Origin of the sequence: Parasphingorhabdus sp., assembly GCF_039939955.1 — a bacterium.
Taxonomy (GTDB): Bacteria; Pseudomonadota; Alphaproteobacteria; order Sphingomonadales; family Sphingomonadaceae; genus Parasphingorhabdus.
Genome location: NZ_JBDVHS010000003.1, coordinates 228,569 through 245,674, shown reverse-complemented (window position 1 = coordinate 245,674; position 17,106 = coordinate 228,569). Strand labels below are relative to the sequence as shown.

20 protein-coding genes are annotated in these 17,106 nt (G+C 55.3%); 5 read left to right on the top strand and 15 right to left on the bottom strand.

All coding sequences use genetic code 11. From position 1 onward, the window contains the following. Positions 1–18: 18 nt before the first annotated feature. Genes ABJG22_RS04345 through ABJG22_RS04335 form a run of 3 tightly spaced genes read right to left on the bottom strand, consistent with a single transcriptional unit; the run spans position 19 to position 2,692 of the window. Entirely contained in the window at positions 19–903 is an 885-nt protein-coding gene (locus tag ABJG22_RS04345; RefSeq protein ID WP_348019017.1) for a class I SAM-dependent methyltransferase, read from the bottom strand. After that, positions 896–2,299: a threonine synthase gene (gene thrC / locus ABJG22_RS04340; RefSeq protein ID WP_348019039.1), complete on the bottom strand. Its 1,404-nt coding sequence runs from the start codon at positions 2,297–2,299 to the stop codon at positions 896–898. The genes ABJG22_RS04345 and thrC overlap by 8 nt, the downstream gene beginning before the upstream one ends. Before the next feature lie 42 nt (positions 2,300–2,341). Then, a complete protein-coding gene (locus ABJG22_RS04335; RefSeq protein ID WP_348019016.1) occupies positions 2,342–2,692 on the bottom strand; it encodes a helix-turn-helix domain-containing protein in 351 nt (116 codons plus the stop codon). A 46-nt stretch (positions 2,693–2,738) separates the two neighbouring features. Here ABJG22_RS04335 and ABJG22_RS04330 point away from each other — a divergent pair, with 46 nt between their 5' ends. Continuing rightward, positions 2,739–3,212, top strand: a complete 474-nt coding sequence (locus ABJG22_RS04330; protein WP_348019015.1) for an SRPBCC family protein — start codon at positions 2,739–2,741, stop codon at positions 3,210–3,212. 10 nt (positions 3,213–3,222) lie between these two features. Here ABJG22_RS04330 and ABJG22_RS04325 read toward each other — a convergent pair whose 3' ends face one another. From ABJG22_RS04325 to coxB, 8 genes are read right to left on the bottom strand one after another with little or no spacing between them, the layout of a single operon-like run. Next, positions 3,223–3,807 (bottom strand): SURF1 family protein, encoded by a 585-nt coding sequence (locus ABJG22_RS04325; RefSeq protein ID WP_348019014.1) that lies wholly within the window; start codon positions 3,805–3,807, stop codon positions 3,223–3,225. Then, positions 3,804–4,196: a DUF983 domain-containing protein gene (locus ABJG22_RS04320; RefSeq protein WP_348019013.1), complete on the bottom strand. Its 393-nt coding sequence runs from the start codon at positions 4,194–4,196 to the stop codon at positions 3,804–3,806. Before ABJG22_RS04320 ends, ABJG22_RS04325 begins: the two co-directional genes overlap by 4 nt. Positions 4,197–4,205: 9 nt before the next feature. Continuing rightward, on the bottom strand, positions 4,206–5,066 hold the full coding sequence (locus ABJG22_RS04315) for a cytochrome c oxidase subunit 3 (RefSeq protein ID WP_348019012.1): 861 nt from the start codon (positions 5,064–5,066) through the stop codon (positions 4,206–4,208). A 31-nt stretch (positions 5,067–5,097) separates the two neighbouring features. After that, positions 5,098–5,685 (bottom strand): cytochrome c oxidase assembly protein, encoded by a 588-nt coding sequence (locus ABJG22_RS04310; protein WP_348019011.1) that lies wholly within the window; start codon positions 5,683–5,685, stop codon positions 5,098–5,100. Beyond that, positions 5,685–5,846, bottom strand: a complete 162-nt coding sequence (locus ABJG22_RS04305) for a hypothetical protein (protein WP_348019010.1) — start codon at positions 5,844–5,846, stop codon at positions 5,685–5,687. Before ABJG22_RS04305 ends, ABJG22_RS04310 begins: the two co-directional genes overlap by 1 nt. Next, positions 5,843–6,748, bottom strand: coding sequence for a heme o synthase (locus ABJG22_RS04300; RefSeq protein ID WP_348019009.1), 906 nt, complete (start codon positions 6,746–6,748; stop codon positions 5,843–5,845). The genes ABJG22_RS04305 and ABJG22_RS04300 overlap by 4 nt, the downstream gene beginning before the upstream one ends. A 32-nt stretch (positions 6,749–6,780) precedes the next feature. Continuing rightward, positions 6,781–8,442, bottom strand: a complete 1,662-nt coding sequence (gene ctaD / locus ABJG22_RS04295; RefSeq protein ID WP_348019008.1) for a cytochrome c oxidase subunit I — start codon at positions 8,440–8,442, stop codon at positions 6,781–6,783. Positions 8,443–8,453: 11 nt separating this feature from the next. Beyond that, on the bottom strand, positions 8,454–9,470 hold the full coding sequence (gene coxB, locus ABJG22_RS04290) for a cytochrome c oxidase subunit II (protein ID WP_348019007.1): 1,017 nt from the start codon (positions 9,468–9,470) through the stop codon (positions 8,454–8,456). Positions 9,471–9,710: 240 nt separating this feature from the next. Between coxB and pyrE the strand changes: the two genes are divergently transcribed. From pyrE to lepB, 4 genes are read left to right on the top strand one after another with little or no spacing between them, the layout of a single operon-like run. Beyond that, positions 9,711–10,298, top strand: a complete 588-nt coding sequence (pyrE, locus tag ABJG22_RS04285) for an orotate phosphoribosyltransferase (RefSeq protein WP_348019038.1) — start codon at positions 9,711–9,713, stop codon at positions 10,296–10,298. 2 nt (positions 10,299–10,300) lie between these two features. Beyond that, positions 10,301–11,035, top strand: coding sequence for a pyridoxine 5'-phosphate synthase (locus ABJG22_RS04280; RefSeq protein ID WP_348019006.1), 735 nt, complete (start codon positions 10,301–10,303; stop codon positions 11,033–11,035). Continuing rightward, positions 11,032–11,433, top strand: a complete 402-nt coding sequence (acpS, locus tag ABJG22_RS04275; RefSeq protein ID WP_348019005.1) for a holo-ACP synthase — start codon at positions 11,032–11,034, stop codon at positions 11,431–11,433. Before ABJG22_RS04280 ends, acpS begins: the two co-directional genes overlap by 4 nt. Before the next feature lie 41 nt (positions 11,434–11,474). Then, on the top strand, positions 11,475–12,341 hold the full coding sequence (gene lepB / locus ABJG22_RS04270) for a signal peptidase I (protein ID WP_348019037.1): 867 nt from the start codon (positions 11,475–11,477) through the stop codon (positions 12,339–12,341). A gap of 6 nt (positions 12,342–12,347) precedes the next feature. On the opposite strand, the gene argC is transcribed toward lepB, so the two are convergent. From argC to ABJG22_RS04250, 4 genes are all read right to left on the bottom strand, one after another. Then, positions 12,348–13,280: an N-acetyl-gamma-glutamyl-phosphate reductase gene (gene argC / locus ABJG22_RS04265; protein WP_348019004.1), complete on the bottom strand. Its 933-nt coding sequence runs from the start codon at positions 13,278–13,280 to the stop codon at positions 12,348–12,350. An 8-nt stretch (positions 13,281–13,288) separates the two neighbouring features. Continuing rightward, positions 13,289–14,209: an NlpC/P60 family protein gene (locus tag ABJG22_RS04260; RefSeq protein WP_348019003.1), complete on the bottom strand. Its 921-nt coding sequence runs from the start codon at positions 14,207–14,209 to the stop codon at positions 13,289–13,291. A gap of 193 nt (positions 14,210–14,402) precedes the next feature. Further along, a complete protein-coding gene (locus ABJG22_RS04255) occupies positions 14,403–15,602 on the bottom strand; it encodes an FG-GAP repeat protein (RefSeq protein WP_348019035.1) in 1,200 nt (399 codons plus the stop codon). 84 nt (positions 15,603–15,686) lie between these two features. Further along, positions 15,687–17,105, bottom strand: coding sequence for a leucyl aminopeptidase family protein (locus ABJG22_RS04250; RefSeq protein ID WP_348019002.1), 1,419 nt, complete (start codon positions 17,103–17,105; stop codon positions 15,687–15,689). Between the last annotated feature and the right edge of the window lies 1 nt (position 17,106).

The following is a 17,106-nucleotide window of genomic DNA, read 5'->3' as shown; positions in this document are numbered from 1 at the left end:
TCCTGCCCAAATGGCAAGTCAGGCGGACCAGCGGGCAAATATGGCGGTCGGCAAAAGCAGCCCCCGCGTCTCTTCACGAACTGCCAATTCACCGACCTCGATCGTCCCGCCAAGGTGCGCCAATTTTTCATTGAGTAACGAACCAAGCGCCAGCGCCGACATGCGCACGGCATAGACGGTGAGGAACAGACAGCGGCTGTCGGCATCAAGCAGCTTTCCGCAATTTTCAACCAGCCCCGCTAGATGTTCTTCCAGCCGCCAAACCTCTCCATCCGGTCCACGACCATATTTTGGCGGGTCGAGCAGGATCGCATCATAGCGACGCTCGCGCCGAACTTCGCGAGCAGTAAATTTCGCCGCATCGTCGATAATCCAGCGGATCGGACGATCGGTCATACCCGACAAAGCGGCATTGTCCCGCGCCGCCGTCACGGACTTTTTGGACGCATCGACATGCACCAAATTGGCCCCGGCGGCTGACAACGCTAAGGTCCCGACGCCGGTATAGCCGAACAGATTCATCATCTGCGGCGATTTCACATCCTGAAGATTGCCGCGGAACCAGCGCCAGACGGGGTCCATATCCGGAAAATAGGCCAGATGCCGAAACGGCGTACATTGAGCGGTGAAGCGAACTTCTTCCCAATCCATCTGCCATCCCTCTTTCGGGACATTGCCGTTCAGATGCCAGCGTCCTCCGCCATCATCATCGGAAGCGGGAATAAATTCGCCATCGGCCTGCCAGCTATCACTGGACGGTGCCCACATCGCTTGCGGCTCGGGCCGGATGAAATGAAAACCTCCATAGCGCTCCAGCTTGCGGCCATGCCCGGAATCGATCAGCGCATAATCACTGCGCGGATCGCTGATCATCAATAAAGGAGCCGGACTAATCTCAGCCATCGGAAGGCGTCGCATTGGACATGACGAAATCTTTTACCGAATCATAGTCGCCGGGCAGCTTGGTATATTTCTCTTCCCGATCAAACAGGTCGCCAACCCGGCGCGGCAATTGCGGCCGGATACCGGTGGCCCGTTCGACCGCATCCGGAAATTTCGCCGGATGCGCGGTAGCCAATGTCACGACAGGCACCGACGGATCGATATCCGTATTTTGCGCCGCCGAAAGACCGATCGCGCTATGCGGATCAATCACTTGGCCAGCCTCTTCATGGGCCCAACGCATAGCGAGCGCCATTTCTTCGGGATCAACACGGTGGCTGGTAAAGATGGAAGCCGCCATTTCCCGCATCGCCGGATCAAGCTGCATATTGTGGGTCTTTTCAAAGGCCGCCATGCGCGCCTCTGTTTTGGCGCCATCGCGACCTTCCAGGTCAAATAGCAAGCGTTCGAAATTGCTGCTCACCTGAATATCCATTGATGGCGCAGCGGTCGGAGTTACGGTTCCCGTGGAATAATCCCCGGCGCTCAGCGCCCGGTGCAGAATGTCGTTGACGTTGGTCGCCACGATCAGCCGTTCGATGGGAAGTCCCATTTGCGCTGCAACATAGCCGGCAAAGACGTCACCGAAATTGCCGGTTGGCACAGAAAAAGCGACCTTGCGATGCGGTGCGCCCAATTGGCAGGCGGCATAAAAATAATAGACAACCTGCGCCATCAGACGCGCCCAGTTGATCGAATTTACCGCCGATATCGAAAAGCGGTTGGTTACTTCCTGATCCGCAAACATCCGCTTCACCATCGCCTGCGCATCATCAAAGCTGCCGTTGATTGCGATATTATGGACATTGGGCGCGCGCACTGTGGTCATCTGCCGCCGCTGGACGTCGGATATCCGCCCATCAGGGTGGAGCATGAAGATATCAACCTTGTCCCGCCCCGCCAGCGCATCAATCGCTGCTGACCCGGTATCACCGGAGGTCGCCCCGACCACGGTCAGATGTTTATCCTGCCGGGCTAGAAACTTTTCGAAAAACAGGCCGAGCAGTTGCAGCGCCACATCTTTGAAAGCCAGTGTCGGACCATGGAACAGCTCAAGCAACCACTGCTGTCCGTCAAGTTGGACCAGAGGTGTGACTGCCGCATGGGCGAAACGGCCATAGGCCTGTTCACAAACATCCCGCAGTTCTGCTGCATCCAGTGCATCGCCTACGAAAGGCTGCATCACCCGGACGGCGCATTCGACGTAGGAAAGGCCCGACATGGCGGCAATGTCATCGGCGCTAAAGGACGGCCATGATTGCGGAACATAAAGCCCGCCATCGCCAGCCAGTCCAGCCAGAGTTACTTGTTCAAAATTCAGTGCAGGCGCATCGCCGCGGGTCGAGATATAGTCCATGATGGCGAGCGGGTTAGCGGTCACATCCGATCAGGGCAAGAACTATGCTTTGACCGGACGCTTTTGCGAATTTTGTTCCAGTTGTTTTTTGAGTTTATCGAGCCGTTCAACAGCTTGCGCCGCATGCGGTCCGATCCAGCGTTCGTGAATCGCGTGGATGGGCAGCGGATTGAGGTAATTCCAGCGCTCCCGCCCCTTCCTCTCGGCGATGATCAGGTCAGCCTTAGCAAGAACCTTGAGATGTTGCATGACCGTGCAGCGATCCAGTCCGGGAAAATGGGCGCACAACATACCGGTGGTCAACGGCTGATCGCGCAAATCGTCAAGGATCTGGCGGCGCACCCGGGACGCCAGGGCTTTGAATACCCGATCCTGTAGATCACTGATTGACATGTTATGTTTTTATAACATATAAAGAACATATGCAAGGAGATTCGGGATGGACTTAAAATTTAGCGTGGCAGCACGGATCGCAAAGCCGGTAGAGGAAGTCTATGAGGCAGTCGTAAATCCGGACCAATTGTCAGGATATTTTACGACGGGCGGAGCCAAGGGCCGAATAGAAAAAGGCGCCACCGTCATGTGGAGCTATCATGATTTTCCGGGAGAATTTCCGGTTCAGGTTATCGAGGCCATACCCAATGAAAAAATCGTTCTGGACTGGGAAGCAACAGACGAAGCAGGAATTGAGGTTGATAAGCCAGGAGCCGGATATAACATTAGGATGACGATGGAATTTAAACCGCTGGAAGATGGAAGGACGCTGGTGACGATCAATGAGCGCGGCTGGCATTCAGACCAAGACGGACTCCAATCCTCCTACGGCAACTGCGAGGGCTGGACCCAGATGCTTTGCTCGCTCAAGGCTTGGATGGAGCACGGCATCAACCTGCGCGAAGGATTCTACCAATAACCGCGGGCAGTTAGACAGCCTTACGTCTGCCCCTCAGTGCCAGACCGGAGATAATCAACGCAATGCCCGCGAAAAGGAACCATTGAACCGCATAAGACAGATGGTTGTTCGGCACATCCTCTAGCGCGGGCGGTTGGCTTTTTTGTAATCCCGCCACCGGTTCACTCGCAACCAAGCGGATGATATTTTGGCTATCCGGGGCGATGATTCCATGGACGATTCCGCCGCCCCATTCTGGATGATCCGGCCGAGTCGACCAGCCTGCTACAACCTGCGCGCCGGGCCCTTCTACGCCTCCGGTCCGGCATTGGGCGATATGCGCCCACCCCGATGCCCCGCTGGCACTGCGTCCGCTAGTCGAACGCCAACCGACAACGGCAAGGCAATTGACGGAAGATTTGCGGAAATAGGGTACATCATCCTCGCTCGGTACCGCAGGGTAGACGATAGTCGGCATATCCGATGCCGCTGCATATGTCTCGAGCAGGCCGTTCTTCCATTCCGCGCGCTGTAATTGCCATATACCAAGGCCAATCATGGTCGCGACCGCAGCCAAAACGAGAATCGCACCAAAGATCGACAGGGCTCTTTTCATTGATCGCTCGATTCGTCGATGCTGCCCTCATGAGCCTGATTGCGATGCTCCAGTATCAGCAAGATCGCTTTACACAGTCTGAGCGACCCAACGACCGCAACAATGGTCAGCGGGAACCAGAGCATGACGTGCACCCACATAGGAGGGTTGAAACTCAACTCCACGGTCAGCGCCAAGCCCAATATCAAAGCTCCGACAATCAATGTCAGAAAGGCCGCCGGTCCGTCCCCGACATTATAGCGGCTATAGTCGAGCCCGCAGCCAGCGCATTTTTCAGAAAATTGGCTAAGATGAGAAAATAGCGTCTTTTGCCCACATTCAGGACAAAGACCAAAAAGGGCAGCAGGAAGAACATCCGGCTGCCCTTTTTTATTTTGGGTTTCTATCAACGCAATGGCCTAGTGAACCGGTGCGCCCCAGCCGCCCCAGATATAGACGACGATGAACAGGAACAACCATACGACATCGACAAAATGCCAATACCAAGCCGCCGCTTCAAAACCGAAATGCTGTTTCGGGGTGAAGTGGCCCTTATAGGCCCGTGCCAGACAAACGATCAGGAAGATCGTGCCGACGAGAACGTGGAAGCCATGGAAGCCAGTCGCCATGTAGAAGGCCGAGCTATAGTTGATGCCCGCGAATGGGAATGGTGCAACGCTATATTCATAAGCCTGAATAGCGGTAAACACGGCACCCAAGATGATCGTCAGCCACAGGCCATTGATCAGTCCTTTGCGATCACCATGGATCAACGAATGATGCGCCCAGGTAACGGTCGTACCAGAACATAGCAAAATCATCGTGTTCAACAGTGGCAGTTCAAAAGCGTTGAGCACTTCAACACCCTTGGGCGGCCATTGCAGCAACGCCGCTGCGCCATCTTGCCCAATATAGTTGCTGACAACGCCATCCACCATTTCCAGCGGCTGAGGGAAGAGCGCGAAATCAAACCACGCCCAGAACCAACCGACAAAGAACATCACTTCCGAAGCGATGAACAGGATCATGCCATAGCGTAAGTGGAGTTGCACCACAGGTGTATGATCGCCCGCATGCGCTTCCTTGATCACATTGGACCACCACGCAAAGAAGGTCAGACCAACAGCCGCGAAGCCGAGGTAGAAAATAAGCGCGCCGTGCGACATATCGTGCATCCAGCGGATACCACCGATTGCCATGACAAACGCGGAGAATGAACCAACCAGCGGCCAGATATCTGGCGGCAGAATGTGATAATCATGATTTTTGGCACCGGCCATATTAATTCCCTAACCTTCTCTCAAATTTCTCTTAGCTATCGCCTGCACCGGCGTCTACCGCCTGCTCGTTCTTGGAACGATAAAAGGTATAGCTAAGCGTGATTTCCTTGATATCTTTTGTTTCCGGATCTTCCAATATCGCCGGATCAACATAATAAAGCACCGGCATCCGCATCGTCTGACCCGGTTTCAGCAATTGCTCGCTAAAACAGAAACACTGGACCTTGTTGAAATATTGGCCGGCCAAAAGCGGTGTCACATTGAATGTTGCCGTTCCCACAACCGGTTGGTCACTATTGTTCGTGGCCAGAAATATCGCCATGTCGCGAGCGCCAACGCTAACCCGGTCCACCGCTTGCTCCGCCTTGAAGGACCAAGGCAGCGCAGAATTGACGTTGGAATCAAAGCGAACCGACATCATTTGACTGGTCGCATGGACGGTTGCCGCCTGAGCCGCACCGACGCGCTGGGTGGTGCCACCATAGCCCGTCACACGACAGAAAACCTCATAAAGCGGCACAGCTGCAAAGCCGAGTGCCAGCATCCCAAGCCCCATCATCGCGGCCATCACGCCGCTGCGACGATTTTTATTCGTAAGAGAGGTGGACGTAGCCGCCATCAGGAACTCGAACCGATTTTGACGAAGGTGATCAGGTAGAATAGCACAACCATGAAACCCAATATACCGGCCAAAATCACCGAACGGTGCTTCTGTCGTGCCTGATAGGCTTTCTGCTCTTCGGAACTCATCGGAGCCTTGCTCTCATCAATCTCGCTCATGCGACAATCATCCGGTCTGCAACGACTGCCGCGAACAAAACAAACAAGTAGAGGATCGAGAATTTAAACAGCCGTTTTTCGGCGACCATATCCTCGGGCACGGTCGTTTTGCTGCGTGCAACAGATACCGAAAGGGCACAAAATACAACGCTCAAAACAATAGCCGCAACACCGTAGACCAAACCAGTCAGGCCAAGCGCAAAAGGCGCTATCGCAATAGCTGCCAACACCAGACTATAGCCGAAAATCTGATTGCGAGTTGATTGCCGACCGGCGACCACCGGCATCATCGGCACACCGGCTTTCGAATAATCGCTATTCATGAACAGCGCGAGCGCCCAAAAATGCGGCGGTGTCCAGAAGAAGATGATAGCGAATAGCAAAACTGGCATCAGCGTAACATCGCCGGTGACCGCAGCCCAACCGATGGCCGGCGGGAAAGCACCGGCAGCGCCGCCAATCACGATATTTTGTGGTGTGCTACGCTTCAACCAGATGGTGTAAACCACGGCGTAGAAAAAGATCGAAAAGGCCAGGAATATTGCGCTGAACCAGTTCACCGCCACACCCATCAAAAGAACCGAAAAAACCGATAGTCCGACCCCGAAATGCAGCGCGGTTTCCCGGTCCATCCGGCCAGCCGGCAAGGGCCGCTCACTCGTCCGCTTCATGACGGCATCAATATCGGATTCATACCATTGGTTCAGCGCGGCCGAAGCCCCCGCCCCCAAGCTGATCGCTAGGATCGCGGTAAAACCGATAACCGGATGAATTGATCCGGGTGCCGCCAGCAATCCGCACAAGGCGGTAAAAATGACCAGCGACATCACGCGTGGCTTGGTCAGCGCAAAGAGATCCTTCGCGCTGGCCAGGCCTTGCATAGTGTGTGACGCAGTGGTCATTTTGCTTTCCAACCTAAAGACTGGTTCTCAGATCACTTGATCTGGGGCAGAGTTTCGAACTGGTGGAACGGCGGTGGGCTGGACAAGGTCCATTCCAGAGTCGTTGCGCCTTCGCCCCAGTAATTGCCTTCCGCTTTACGGCCAGCCAGCATCGACCAACCGATGTTCACGAAGAAGATCAATACACCAACCAGCATGACGGCATAGCCAAGCGAGCTGATTTCATTCCAATAAGCAAACTGCTCCGGATAGTCGGCGTAGCGACGTGGCATACCTTGCTGTCCAAGGAAATGCTGCGGGAAGAACAGGATGTTCACGCCGATGAAGAAGATCCAGAAATGGAGCTGCCCCAGCAGTTCGTTGTACATCCGGCCCGACATTTTCGGGAACCAGTAATAGAAACCGGCGAAGATCGAGAAGACCGCACCCAGCGACAGCACATAGTGGAAGTGAGCAACCACATAATAGGTGTCGTGAAGGTTGTCATCGATACCGCCATTGGCCAGCACAACACCGGTCACGCCACCAACGGTGAACATGAAGATGAAGCCAAGCGCCCACATCATCGGTGTTTTGAAGGTCATCGAACCGCCCCACATGGTCGCGATCCAGGAGAATATCTTAATCCCCGTCGGCACCGCGATCACCATCGTGGCTGCGGTGAAGTACATTTTCACATTCGCCGACATGCCGGTAGTGAACATATGGTGCGCCCAAACCACAAAGCCGACCACACCGATAGCAACCATGGCATAGGCCATGCCGAGATAGCCGAAAATCGGCTTGCGGCTGAAGGTCGAGATAATGTGGCTGACCATGCCGAAGCCGGGCAGGATCATGATGTACACTTCAGGATGTCCAAAAAACCAGAACAGATGCTGATACAGCACCGGATCACCGCCACCGGCAGCATCATAGAAGGTCGTACCGAAGTTGCGATCGGTCAACAGCATGGTAATCGCCGCAGCCAGCACAGGAAGTGACAGAAGAAGCAAGAAAGCCGTAACCAGCACCGACCAAACAAATAGCGGCATTTTGTGCAGGGTCATACCCGGCGCGCGCATATTGAAGATCGTGGTGATGAAGTTGATCGCCCCGAGAATGGATGAGGCACCCGCCAAGTGAAGCGAGAGAATCGCCATATCCACCGCTGGTCCGACAGACCCGCTGGTTGATAGCGGCGCATAGACCGTCCAGCCCGTTCCGGCACCATTGCCGGTACCGCCCGGGACAAAGGATGACCCCAATAGCAGAAGAAACGCAGGGACGAGCAGCCAGAAACTGATATTGTTCATCCGCGGGAAAGCCATATCCGGCGCGCCGATCATCAACGGCACAAACCAGTTACCAAAGCCGCCAATCATCGCAGGCATGACCATGAAGAAAACCATGATCAGGCCATGAGCGGTGATCAGGACGTTCCAGAGGTGATAGGCCTGATCCATCGTTGCTTCGCCGCCGTTGGACATGCTTGCCCAAGCCTGCAGATACTGGATACCGGGCTCAGCCAGCTCCAACCGCATCAAACCGGAAATACCGCCACCGATGATGCCCGCAAGAATCGCGAAAATCAGATAGAGGGTACCGATGTCTTTGTGGTTGGTCGACATGAACCAGCGCTGGAAAAAGGCCGGCTTATGGTCCGCATCATGTGCGTGATCGTCGATATGACCGTCGGCTGTGATTGTTGTCATTACTCTAACCCTCAGTTGGTCGCAGCGGTTGCATCCGCAGCCGCAATTTCGGTTGTCGTTTCAGCGTCGTCAGCGACAGCTTCTGCTGCCGCGTCGTTCACCGTACCGCCATTGGCGAGAATCCAGTTATTGAACTTCTCTTCGGAGAGAACCTCAACCGTGATCGGCATGAAGCCATGCCGCGCGCCGCAAAGCTCTGAACATTGGCCATAATAGACGCCTTCACGGTCGATCTGCATGACCTTTTCATTGATCCGTCCTGGAACCGCATCCAGCTTGAACCAAGCTGCCGGTACAGAGAAGCTGTGAATAACGTCCGCAGCGGTGATCAAAAGTTTGACCGGCTTACCCACTGGAATAACCATCCGGTTATCGGCAGCCAATTGGAACGGTTCGCCCCGTGCATCGGCTTCTTCTTCCGTGAGCATGTTGGAAATGACTTCGAAATCGCCATTGTCAGGATAGCCATAGCCCCAATACCACTGATATCCGGTCACTTTCACGGTCAGTGCATCTTCTGGAGCCGGTTCAAACTGCTCCGCAAGCAGGCTGATCGAAGGCACCGCTATCACCACCAAGATGAGAACCGGAACAAGCGTCCAGACAATTTCAATAAAGGTGTTGTGGGTTGTTTTGGATGGCTCTGGGTTGGCGCCGCGACGGTAACGAACCACGACCCAGAACAACAGGCCGAGAACCAGAAGGCTCGTTCCGACCATCATCGGGATCAGGATAGCATTATTGATCCAATGCGCCGTTTTACCGGTTTCGCTAAACTGCTCCTGAAAATCAATGCCGCCGTCGACAGGCATACCAATGCCCGGCGTAGGCTTCATCGGGGTGTATAGTGCAGGATCCAGTCCAGATGCGGTTGCGGTGGCCGCAGCCTCTTCATCCGTTACTTCAAGCTCGCTGGCCGCCGCCGGTTCTACAACAGGCGCTGCCGGCAACGCTTCCTGCGCCGACAATGCTGCCGGCGTGAGAATCAAGCCAATGGCCAGAATCCATGCTTTCACAAAATGAGTCATATATCGCTCAACCCTATTTTAACCCCAAGTTTCGGTAGTTTTTCAGCAGTTAGCCCGACAATAGGAATCACCGAGGCCGGTCTGAAATAGTCCGATTGCGGCGGCTTATAGGCATGGTTGCGGCAAGCCTCAAGCTACCGATTGTATATTTTTTCAGTTTTTTGACTTTAATTTTTCTGGCAATGTCATCGCAACATGCCCATCTGGACATATAGAAGTGAAACAGCCCGGGATGAAACATTGACAGAAGACGAGATTTTAGCCGAATTCCGGAGAAGTGATGCACTGCTGGAGGGCCACTTCGTCCTTTCATCCGGACGCCACAGCGACCGCTATCTACAATGCGCACGCTTGCTGATGAACCCGACGCGCGGATCCCGGATGGCAGAGGCCCTGGCCAAACAAATCCCTCAGAATATTCGGCGATCGATCGATATCGTCGTCTCCCCAGCCATGGGCGGCGTCATTATCGGCCATGAAATGGGCCGGGCGCTTGGCACGGACGCGCTGTTTCTCGAACGGCCCGACGGCACGTTCGAACTGCGTCGGGGATTTCGGCTGGAACCGGGTCAAAAAGTACTGATGATGGAAGATGTGGTCACCACCGGCCTTTCTTCCCGCGAAGCCATTCAGGCGATCCGCGATGCTGGCGGCGATGTTATCGCGGCCGGCGCCCTCGTCGACCGGTCCAACGGTGCCGCGCAATTTGATGTGCCGTTTTTCCCATTGGTGACGCTCAACATTCCATCCTATGCCGCCGATGAACTGCCACCCGAACTGGCAGCCATTCCAACCACCAAGCCCGGCAGTCGTGCGGAGCCATCATAAGCGTGAGCGGTTCCCGCCCCCTTAGGCTCGGCGTCAATATCGACCATGTCGCGACAATCAGGAACGCGCGCGGTGGTGATCATCCCGAACCCGTGCGTGCGGCTCTCGTCGCAGCGGAAGCGGGTGCCGACGGCATCACCGCCCATTTGCGCGAAGACCGGCGCCATATCCGCGACGATGATCTACTGGTGCTGATGGACACGCTGACCATTCCGCTCAATCTGGAAATGGCGGCGACCGACGAGATGCTGGCCATCGCGCTACGTCACAAGCCACATGCCGCCTGCATTGTTCCGGAAAACCGCGAGGAGCGGACGACCGAAGGCGGGCTGGACGCAGCGGGCATGCACAATAAGCTCGCCGATTTTGTCGGCCAGCTCAAAGAAGCGAATATCCGCGTCAGCCTGTTCATCGAGCCCGATCCACGCCAAATCGAAGCCGCCATCCATCTCGGCGCGCCGGTCGTCGAATTTCACACCGGCCATTATGCCGAGGTCACGGGCGCCGCTCGCGAAGCCGAATTGCGCCGGATTGCCGATGCTGCGGCTCTCGCGGCCAAAAATGGCATTGAGCCCCATGCTGGCCACGGCCTGACCTTCGACAATGTCGTACCCATCGCTGCCATCCCGCAGCTGGTGGAGTTGAACATTGGCCATTTTCTAATCGGCGAGGCGATTTTCAGCGGCCTTGACGGCAGCATTCGTCAGATGCGCGAACTGATGGACGATGCGCGGTGATCATCGGTCTCGGTTCCGACCTCTGCAATATCGAACGGATCCAGAATTCGCTCGACCGCTTTGGTGAGCGGTTTGAAAATCGCGTCTTCACCGAACTCGAACGCGCCAAGGCTAGGCGCCGACCGTTCACTATTGCCGGAACCTATGCCAAACGCTTCGCCGCCAAAGAGGCCTATTCCAAAGCGGTCGGTACCGGCTTTCGTGCCGGTGTTTTCATGAAGGATATCGGCGTCGTCAACGCCAAGAGCGGCGCGCCCACGCTCGCCCTGACCGGCGGCGCGAAAAAACGGCTCGACGCGCTGACTCCGGCGGGATATGAAGCAATCGTTCATCTCACACTCACCGATGATCATCCATGGGCACAGGCATTCGTGATCATTGAAGCCCATCCGCTATAGGACACACGCTTCCCATGAACCAAGGGACCAAAGACAAGATTATGGCTATAGAAAATGCCGCTGGCGGCGGTTCCGTAAAAAAGCCGGAAAAAGAAAAAACCGACTGGATCGGCGAAATCAAGAGCATCGCCTTGCTGTTGCTGGCGGTTCTCACCTTCCACAGTCTGGTGGCGAAACCATTTTATATTCCATCGGTATCGATGATGCCCGGCTTGCTCGTCGGTGACCGTTTGGTTGTCAGCAAATATGCCTATGGCTGGTCCTGGGTATCACCAACTTTTCACATTCTCCCGCGTATGGAAGGTCGCCTGTTCGGTAGTCTACCGGAACGCGGCGATGTCGTAATCCTGACACCGAAAGATCAGAGCAGCGACTATATCAAACGGGTGATCGGCTTGCCCGGCGATACGATTGAACTGCGTGGCGGACAGGTTTTTCTCAACGGGGTCGGCGTCAGCCAAGATGTGCAGCCTGACCTGCAGCTTCCTATTGATGCCAACTCGCCGTGCGGAGAAAATGAGTTTCCCGGCGCACGTGGCACCGATGCCGACGGCAACCCCGTCTGTAATCTTCCCATTGTGCGCGAAACGTTACCCAATGGCGTGAGCTATGACATTATCGACCTCGGCCCGCAGTTTACCGACGAGTTAGCCCCGGTCATAATTCCGGAAGGCCAAGTCTACCTACTCGGCGACAACCGCGATCTCAGCGCCGACAGCCGGGTCGCCAGTCCACTAGGTCTGGGCGGTACGATCCCATGGGAAAACATCGGTGGGCGGGCCGAATTCATTACCTTCTCGCTGGATGGAACAACCACGCTCAATCCGCTGAGCTGGTGGGGAGCGCTCCGCAGCGGACGGGCCGGCACCAGCCTGCGTCCCGACAAAGCAGCACCCGCTACCGACTGATCGGGCCTAGAGCCGCAATCCTGCAGTTTCGTCGAGACCGGCCATGATATTAAGGTCCTGAACGGTACTGCCAGCCGCGCCTTTGCCGAGATTGTCCAGCCGTGCGATCAGACGCACTTGGTCACCGCTCGCATTACCAAAGACAAGCAGTTCTAGCCTGTCGGTCGGAGCGTCATTCTCGTTGAGCAGCAATTCACCCATACCGGCACCGTCCTTGACGCTGACGACCGGCGAACTTGCATAATGGTCTTGCAATTTTTCGAGCAATTGGCTCGCAGTCGCGCTGACACCCATCGCCTGCAAGTGCAATGGTATTTCAACCAGCATACCACGATAGGCGCGGATCACGGCCGGCGCAAAAATCACATCATATTTCAGGCCCGCGTGACGCTTCATTTCGGGCATATGTTTATGCGCCAGATCAAGGCCATAGTCCCGCATGCCAATGTCCGGTTCCTGCTCAAAGCGCTCAATCAACGCTTTGCCGCCACCGGAATATCCGGAAACCGCATTGACCGAATAAGGCCAGTCCGCAGGCAGCAAACCGCCCGCGATCAACGGGGCAACAAGCCCCAGAAAACCGGTAGGATAGCAGCCCGGGTTGGACACAAATCGCGCACCCGCAATCGCTTCGCGTTGACCGTCGCGAAATTCGGCAAATCCAAACACCCAATCGGCCGCTGTCCTATGCGCCGAAGACGCATCAATCACGCGCGTTTTTTCATTCTCGATCAGCGACACCGCCTCTATTGCCGCCGCATCGGGCAAGCATAGGATCACAAAATCGCTGTCGTTAATTGCTTCGCGCCGTGCATTGACGTCTTTGCGTTGCTCTTCCGGCAATGTGACCAGTGCAAATTCGCTCCGCCCGGAAAGCCGTTCGCGAATCTCTAATCCGGTGGTCCCCACCGCACCATCTATGAAAACAATCTGCGTCATACTCCGCCTCAGGTCAACCGTTTCCGGGCCAATATCGGCTGATCCGATGTTTTGGCAAACCGGGCGACCACGTCCGCCAATGGTTCGATTGCCACCTGCATCCTATGCGAATTGCCATGGATGATCCGATCCTTGTCGACCATCAAGCCCACATGATCAGGGAAGAAAACCAAATCGCCGCGCCGAAGATCTTCGTCTTCGGCAATATCTTCGCCCAGCGCCGCCATCTGTTGATCGCTGTCACGTGGCGCATCAACACCAGTCAGCGTCAAAACCATCTGGACCAGGCCCGAACAATCCAGACCATCCCCGCTCCGGCCACCCCAGAGATAAGGCGCACCAATCAGCTGTTCGGCAAGCGCCGCGGTGCCGTTGCTGCCATCGAACACCACTTTCGTGCCAATCGGCTGCACATGTTGCACATGGACATAGCCTTTGCCGGTTTTCAGGAAAGACCCGCATTCACTGACTTCACCACAAGCAATCCGTGAACCCATCGGCAAGCGCTTCATCACACCTGACTTGAAATCCGGTTCGATAAATATCAGCGCTGCACGCACATGGATCAAATGGGTGGGCTGTGGTGTCTTTTTCTGATGTTGCAGCGCATGGACCGGAACATAGCCGACATAGCGATCATGGCCGCAATAGCCCCATGCCCAATCACCGGCAATATCCAGAACATGAAAATCTTCGCCGTGCAGCAATTCAGAAATTGCTTCGTGATTTTTGCCGCCTTGCTTGCGGATCATCGCCTTTGGGGCGGAACAGCGCATCGGCATCGCCACCGCATAATGGGGCGAAAACATCTTGCCGGCCAATTCTATATCCGCCAGATCGCCGCGATGCGCGGTAATCCGGGGATCAAATGGTTCTTCCGGGCCGTCTAACACAAAATTCGCGTGCGCGGCTGTATCTGCAGCTTTCATATCCATGCGTTTAGAAGTCCCAGTTGCGATCCAAATTGTACATAGTTTGCGGCGGAAACGCCATATTACAAAGCGATGACAATCGGCCGCCTTTAAACGACCTCGGTGGGGTTAATCAAGCGCAGTCGCAAATGCGGCTTGTGGTTGTCAGGAATGACTGCTTCATCCCGAAAGTGGACATTGGTTGTCCAAATCAGTCGTCGCTCAGATCAAACAGATAGGCAGAACCCGATTCTTTGCCACTGTCATCACTTCGACTAGCCGCGATTAGCGCTGTGTTTTGAGACATTGCTGCGCTCCAACCGAACAAATCATCACTCTCACCATCTGCAGCTGTCAGCTTGTTCTGATATTTCCAGACATTGTCAGAGCGCTCGAATAGATAGGCAGCACCCGAATTATTGCCTCGATCGTCGCGATGCATTGCACCTATTAGTGCCACTTTACCGTTGAGCGCAACGCTGCGGCCAAATCTGTCATCCGCAGCGCCGTCTGGAGCTGTGAGTTTTGCCTGTTGGTGCCATGTTGTACCAGCCCGGGCGAAAATATAGGCAGAGCCTGCATCCACGCCCATTATCTCGTCATCATCCCGGCGTGCCGAGATCAAAGCGGTATCCTCGTACAAGGCAACCCGAACGCCAAATATATCTGTTTCTGCGCCATCCTCAGCCATTAATTTGGCTTGCTGAATCCAGCCATTTCCAGATCGAACGAAGACATAGGCAGCACCCGCATTGGTGGCTCTTTCATCGTTCAAATCGGCACCGATCAAAATCGTATCCTGATAGAGCGCAACGCTGATACCGAACAGGTCGCCTGCTTCTCCGTCCGCCGCTGTGAGTTTAGCCCGTTCTGTCCAAATCCCCGCGATACGTTTGAAAATATATACGGAACCCGAACCATCACCGTTATCATCATCATGCGGTGCTCCGATCACCATGGTATCGCGGTGAAGTGCGATGCTTTGACCAAATGCATCACCTGTCGCGCCGTCGGTCGCAGTGAGTTTTGCTCGCTGTTCCCAGATTTCTCCCGAACGGACGAACACATATGCAGCACCCGAATTGTCGCCGTTTTTATCGTGGCCAATTGCGCCCGCAGCAGCAGTATCACCGGAAATCGCGACGTTGCCTCCAAGCGTATCATTGGCCACACCATCGGTAGCGGTCAGTTTTGCCTGCTCGCGCCAGATGTTACCGGATCGCGCAAAAATATATGCAGCGCCTACATCTACACCCTTAACTTGGTCGTCCGCTTTGAAGGATCCGACAATCGCCGTGTCGCCAGAAATTGCGACATTAAACCCAAAAGAATCCTCCGGAGCACCGTCGTCAGCGAGAATCTTTTGTTGCTCAATCGGTTGAGATGCAAATGCCGGAACGCCTACCAACATCAGCAAGCCAGCAATGCAAGCAATGCAGTGGCTCACATTTGCGCGTGATTTTCGACCGATTACCATTCCTGCCCTTGAAGTCGCCTACTGCCCGTAGCGCTGCTGCAAATAGCGCCAGCTCGCCCGCAGGCCCAGTGCTTCGCCGCCTTTCGGACGTCCCGGCTTGCTCGACGGACGCCAAGCATAGGTATCGAAATGTGCCCATGGCACAGATTTGGGAGCAAATTTCTTGAGAAACAGAGCCGCGGTCACGCTACCGGCGAAACCGCTGGCTGCGCTATTCAGGCAATCGGCAATCGTGCTTTTTAACATGCTATCATAGCCAGACCATAAGGGCATGTGCCACAGCGGATCACTCTCTTGCTCACCAGCCGCCAAAAGGCCTTCCGCCATTTCCTTGTCGTCGCAGAACATCGCGGGCAGATCCGGCCCCAAAGCAACACGGGCCGCTCCGGTCAGCGTCGCGAAATCTATGATCAGCTCCGGTTCTTCCTCACCAGCCAGCGTCAATGCATCGCCGAGAACCAGCCGCCCTTCGGCATCGGTATTGGTGATCTCGACGGTCAATCCCTTGCGGCTGTTCAAGACATCACCCGGGCGCAGGGCATGGCCATCAACCGAATTTTCAACGGCAGGTACCAGAAGATGGAGATGCACCGGAAGCTGGGCTTCCATAACCATCTTCGCAAGGGCAACCGCATGGGCAGCCCCGCCCATATCCTTTTTCATCAGCTTCATGCCATTTGGCGATTTCATCGAAAGGCCGCCGCTGTCAAAGGTCACCCCTTTGCCGACAATCGCAATTTTCGGATGATCCGCCTTGCCCCATTTCAATTCGACGAGACGCGGCGCATGGGCGCGCATCGCCGCCTTGCCAACGCCGTGGATCATCGGGAAATGCTCTTCCAGAGTATCGCCGCGCGTCACCTTCATTTCGGCGCCATGCTTTTCGGACAATTTGTCGACAATATCTTCAATCTTGTCCGGTCCCATATCCGCAGCCGGAGTATTGACCATGTCGCGGACCATCGCGGTCGCTTCGGCCTGTCGCACGGCTTCATCCCGCTGGCCGATAGCATCATTGACGACCAGAACGCTGGGGCCTTGTTGATTCGGCAGCTTCTTGTAGCGGTCAAATTCATGTTGCGGGATCAGCCAGCCAAACAGGCCGCCTTTGGCGCTGGCCCCTTGCAGGCGATACTGACCTTCGGGCAATCTGCCACCCAATTTGGCAAGTGACCAGGGATCGAGCTGTTCGTGATTGGACACACCAGCGACCACCGAGAAATCGCTCTCTACCGATTTGTCATCATTCTTACCCCCGACTGGCGGAAGTATCAGATAGGAGGACGGGCTTGCCTTGAAGCGATAGGCCTTCACAAATGCCCTGATGCTCTCTGGCTGGCCTTTCAGCCAGTCTTCAAAATTGCCGGAATCCAATATCTGGATAGTCCGCGCTGCTTGGCCGGTATCGGCCTCGATCAATGCCGTAAAATCTGTCATT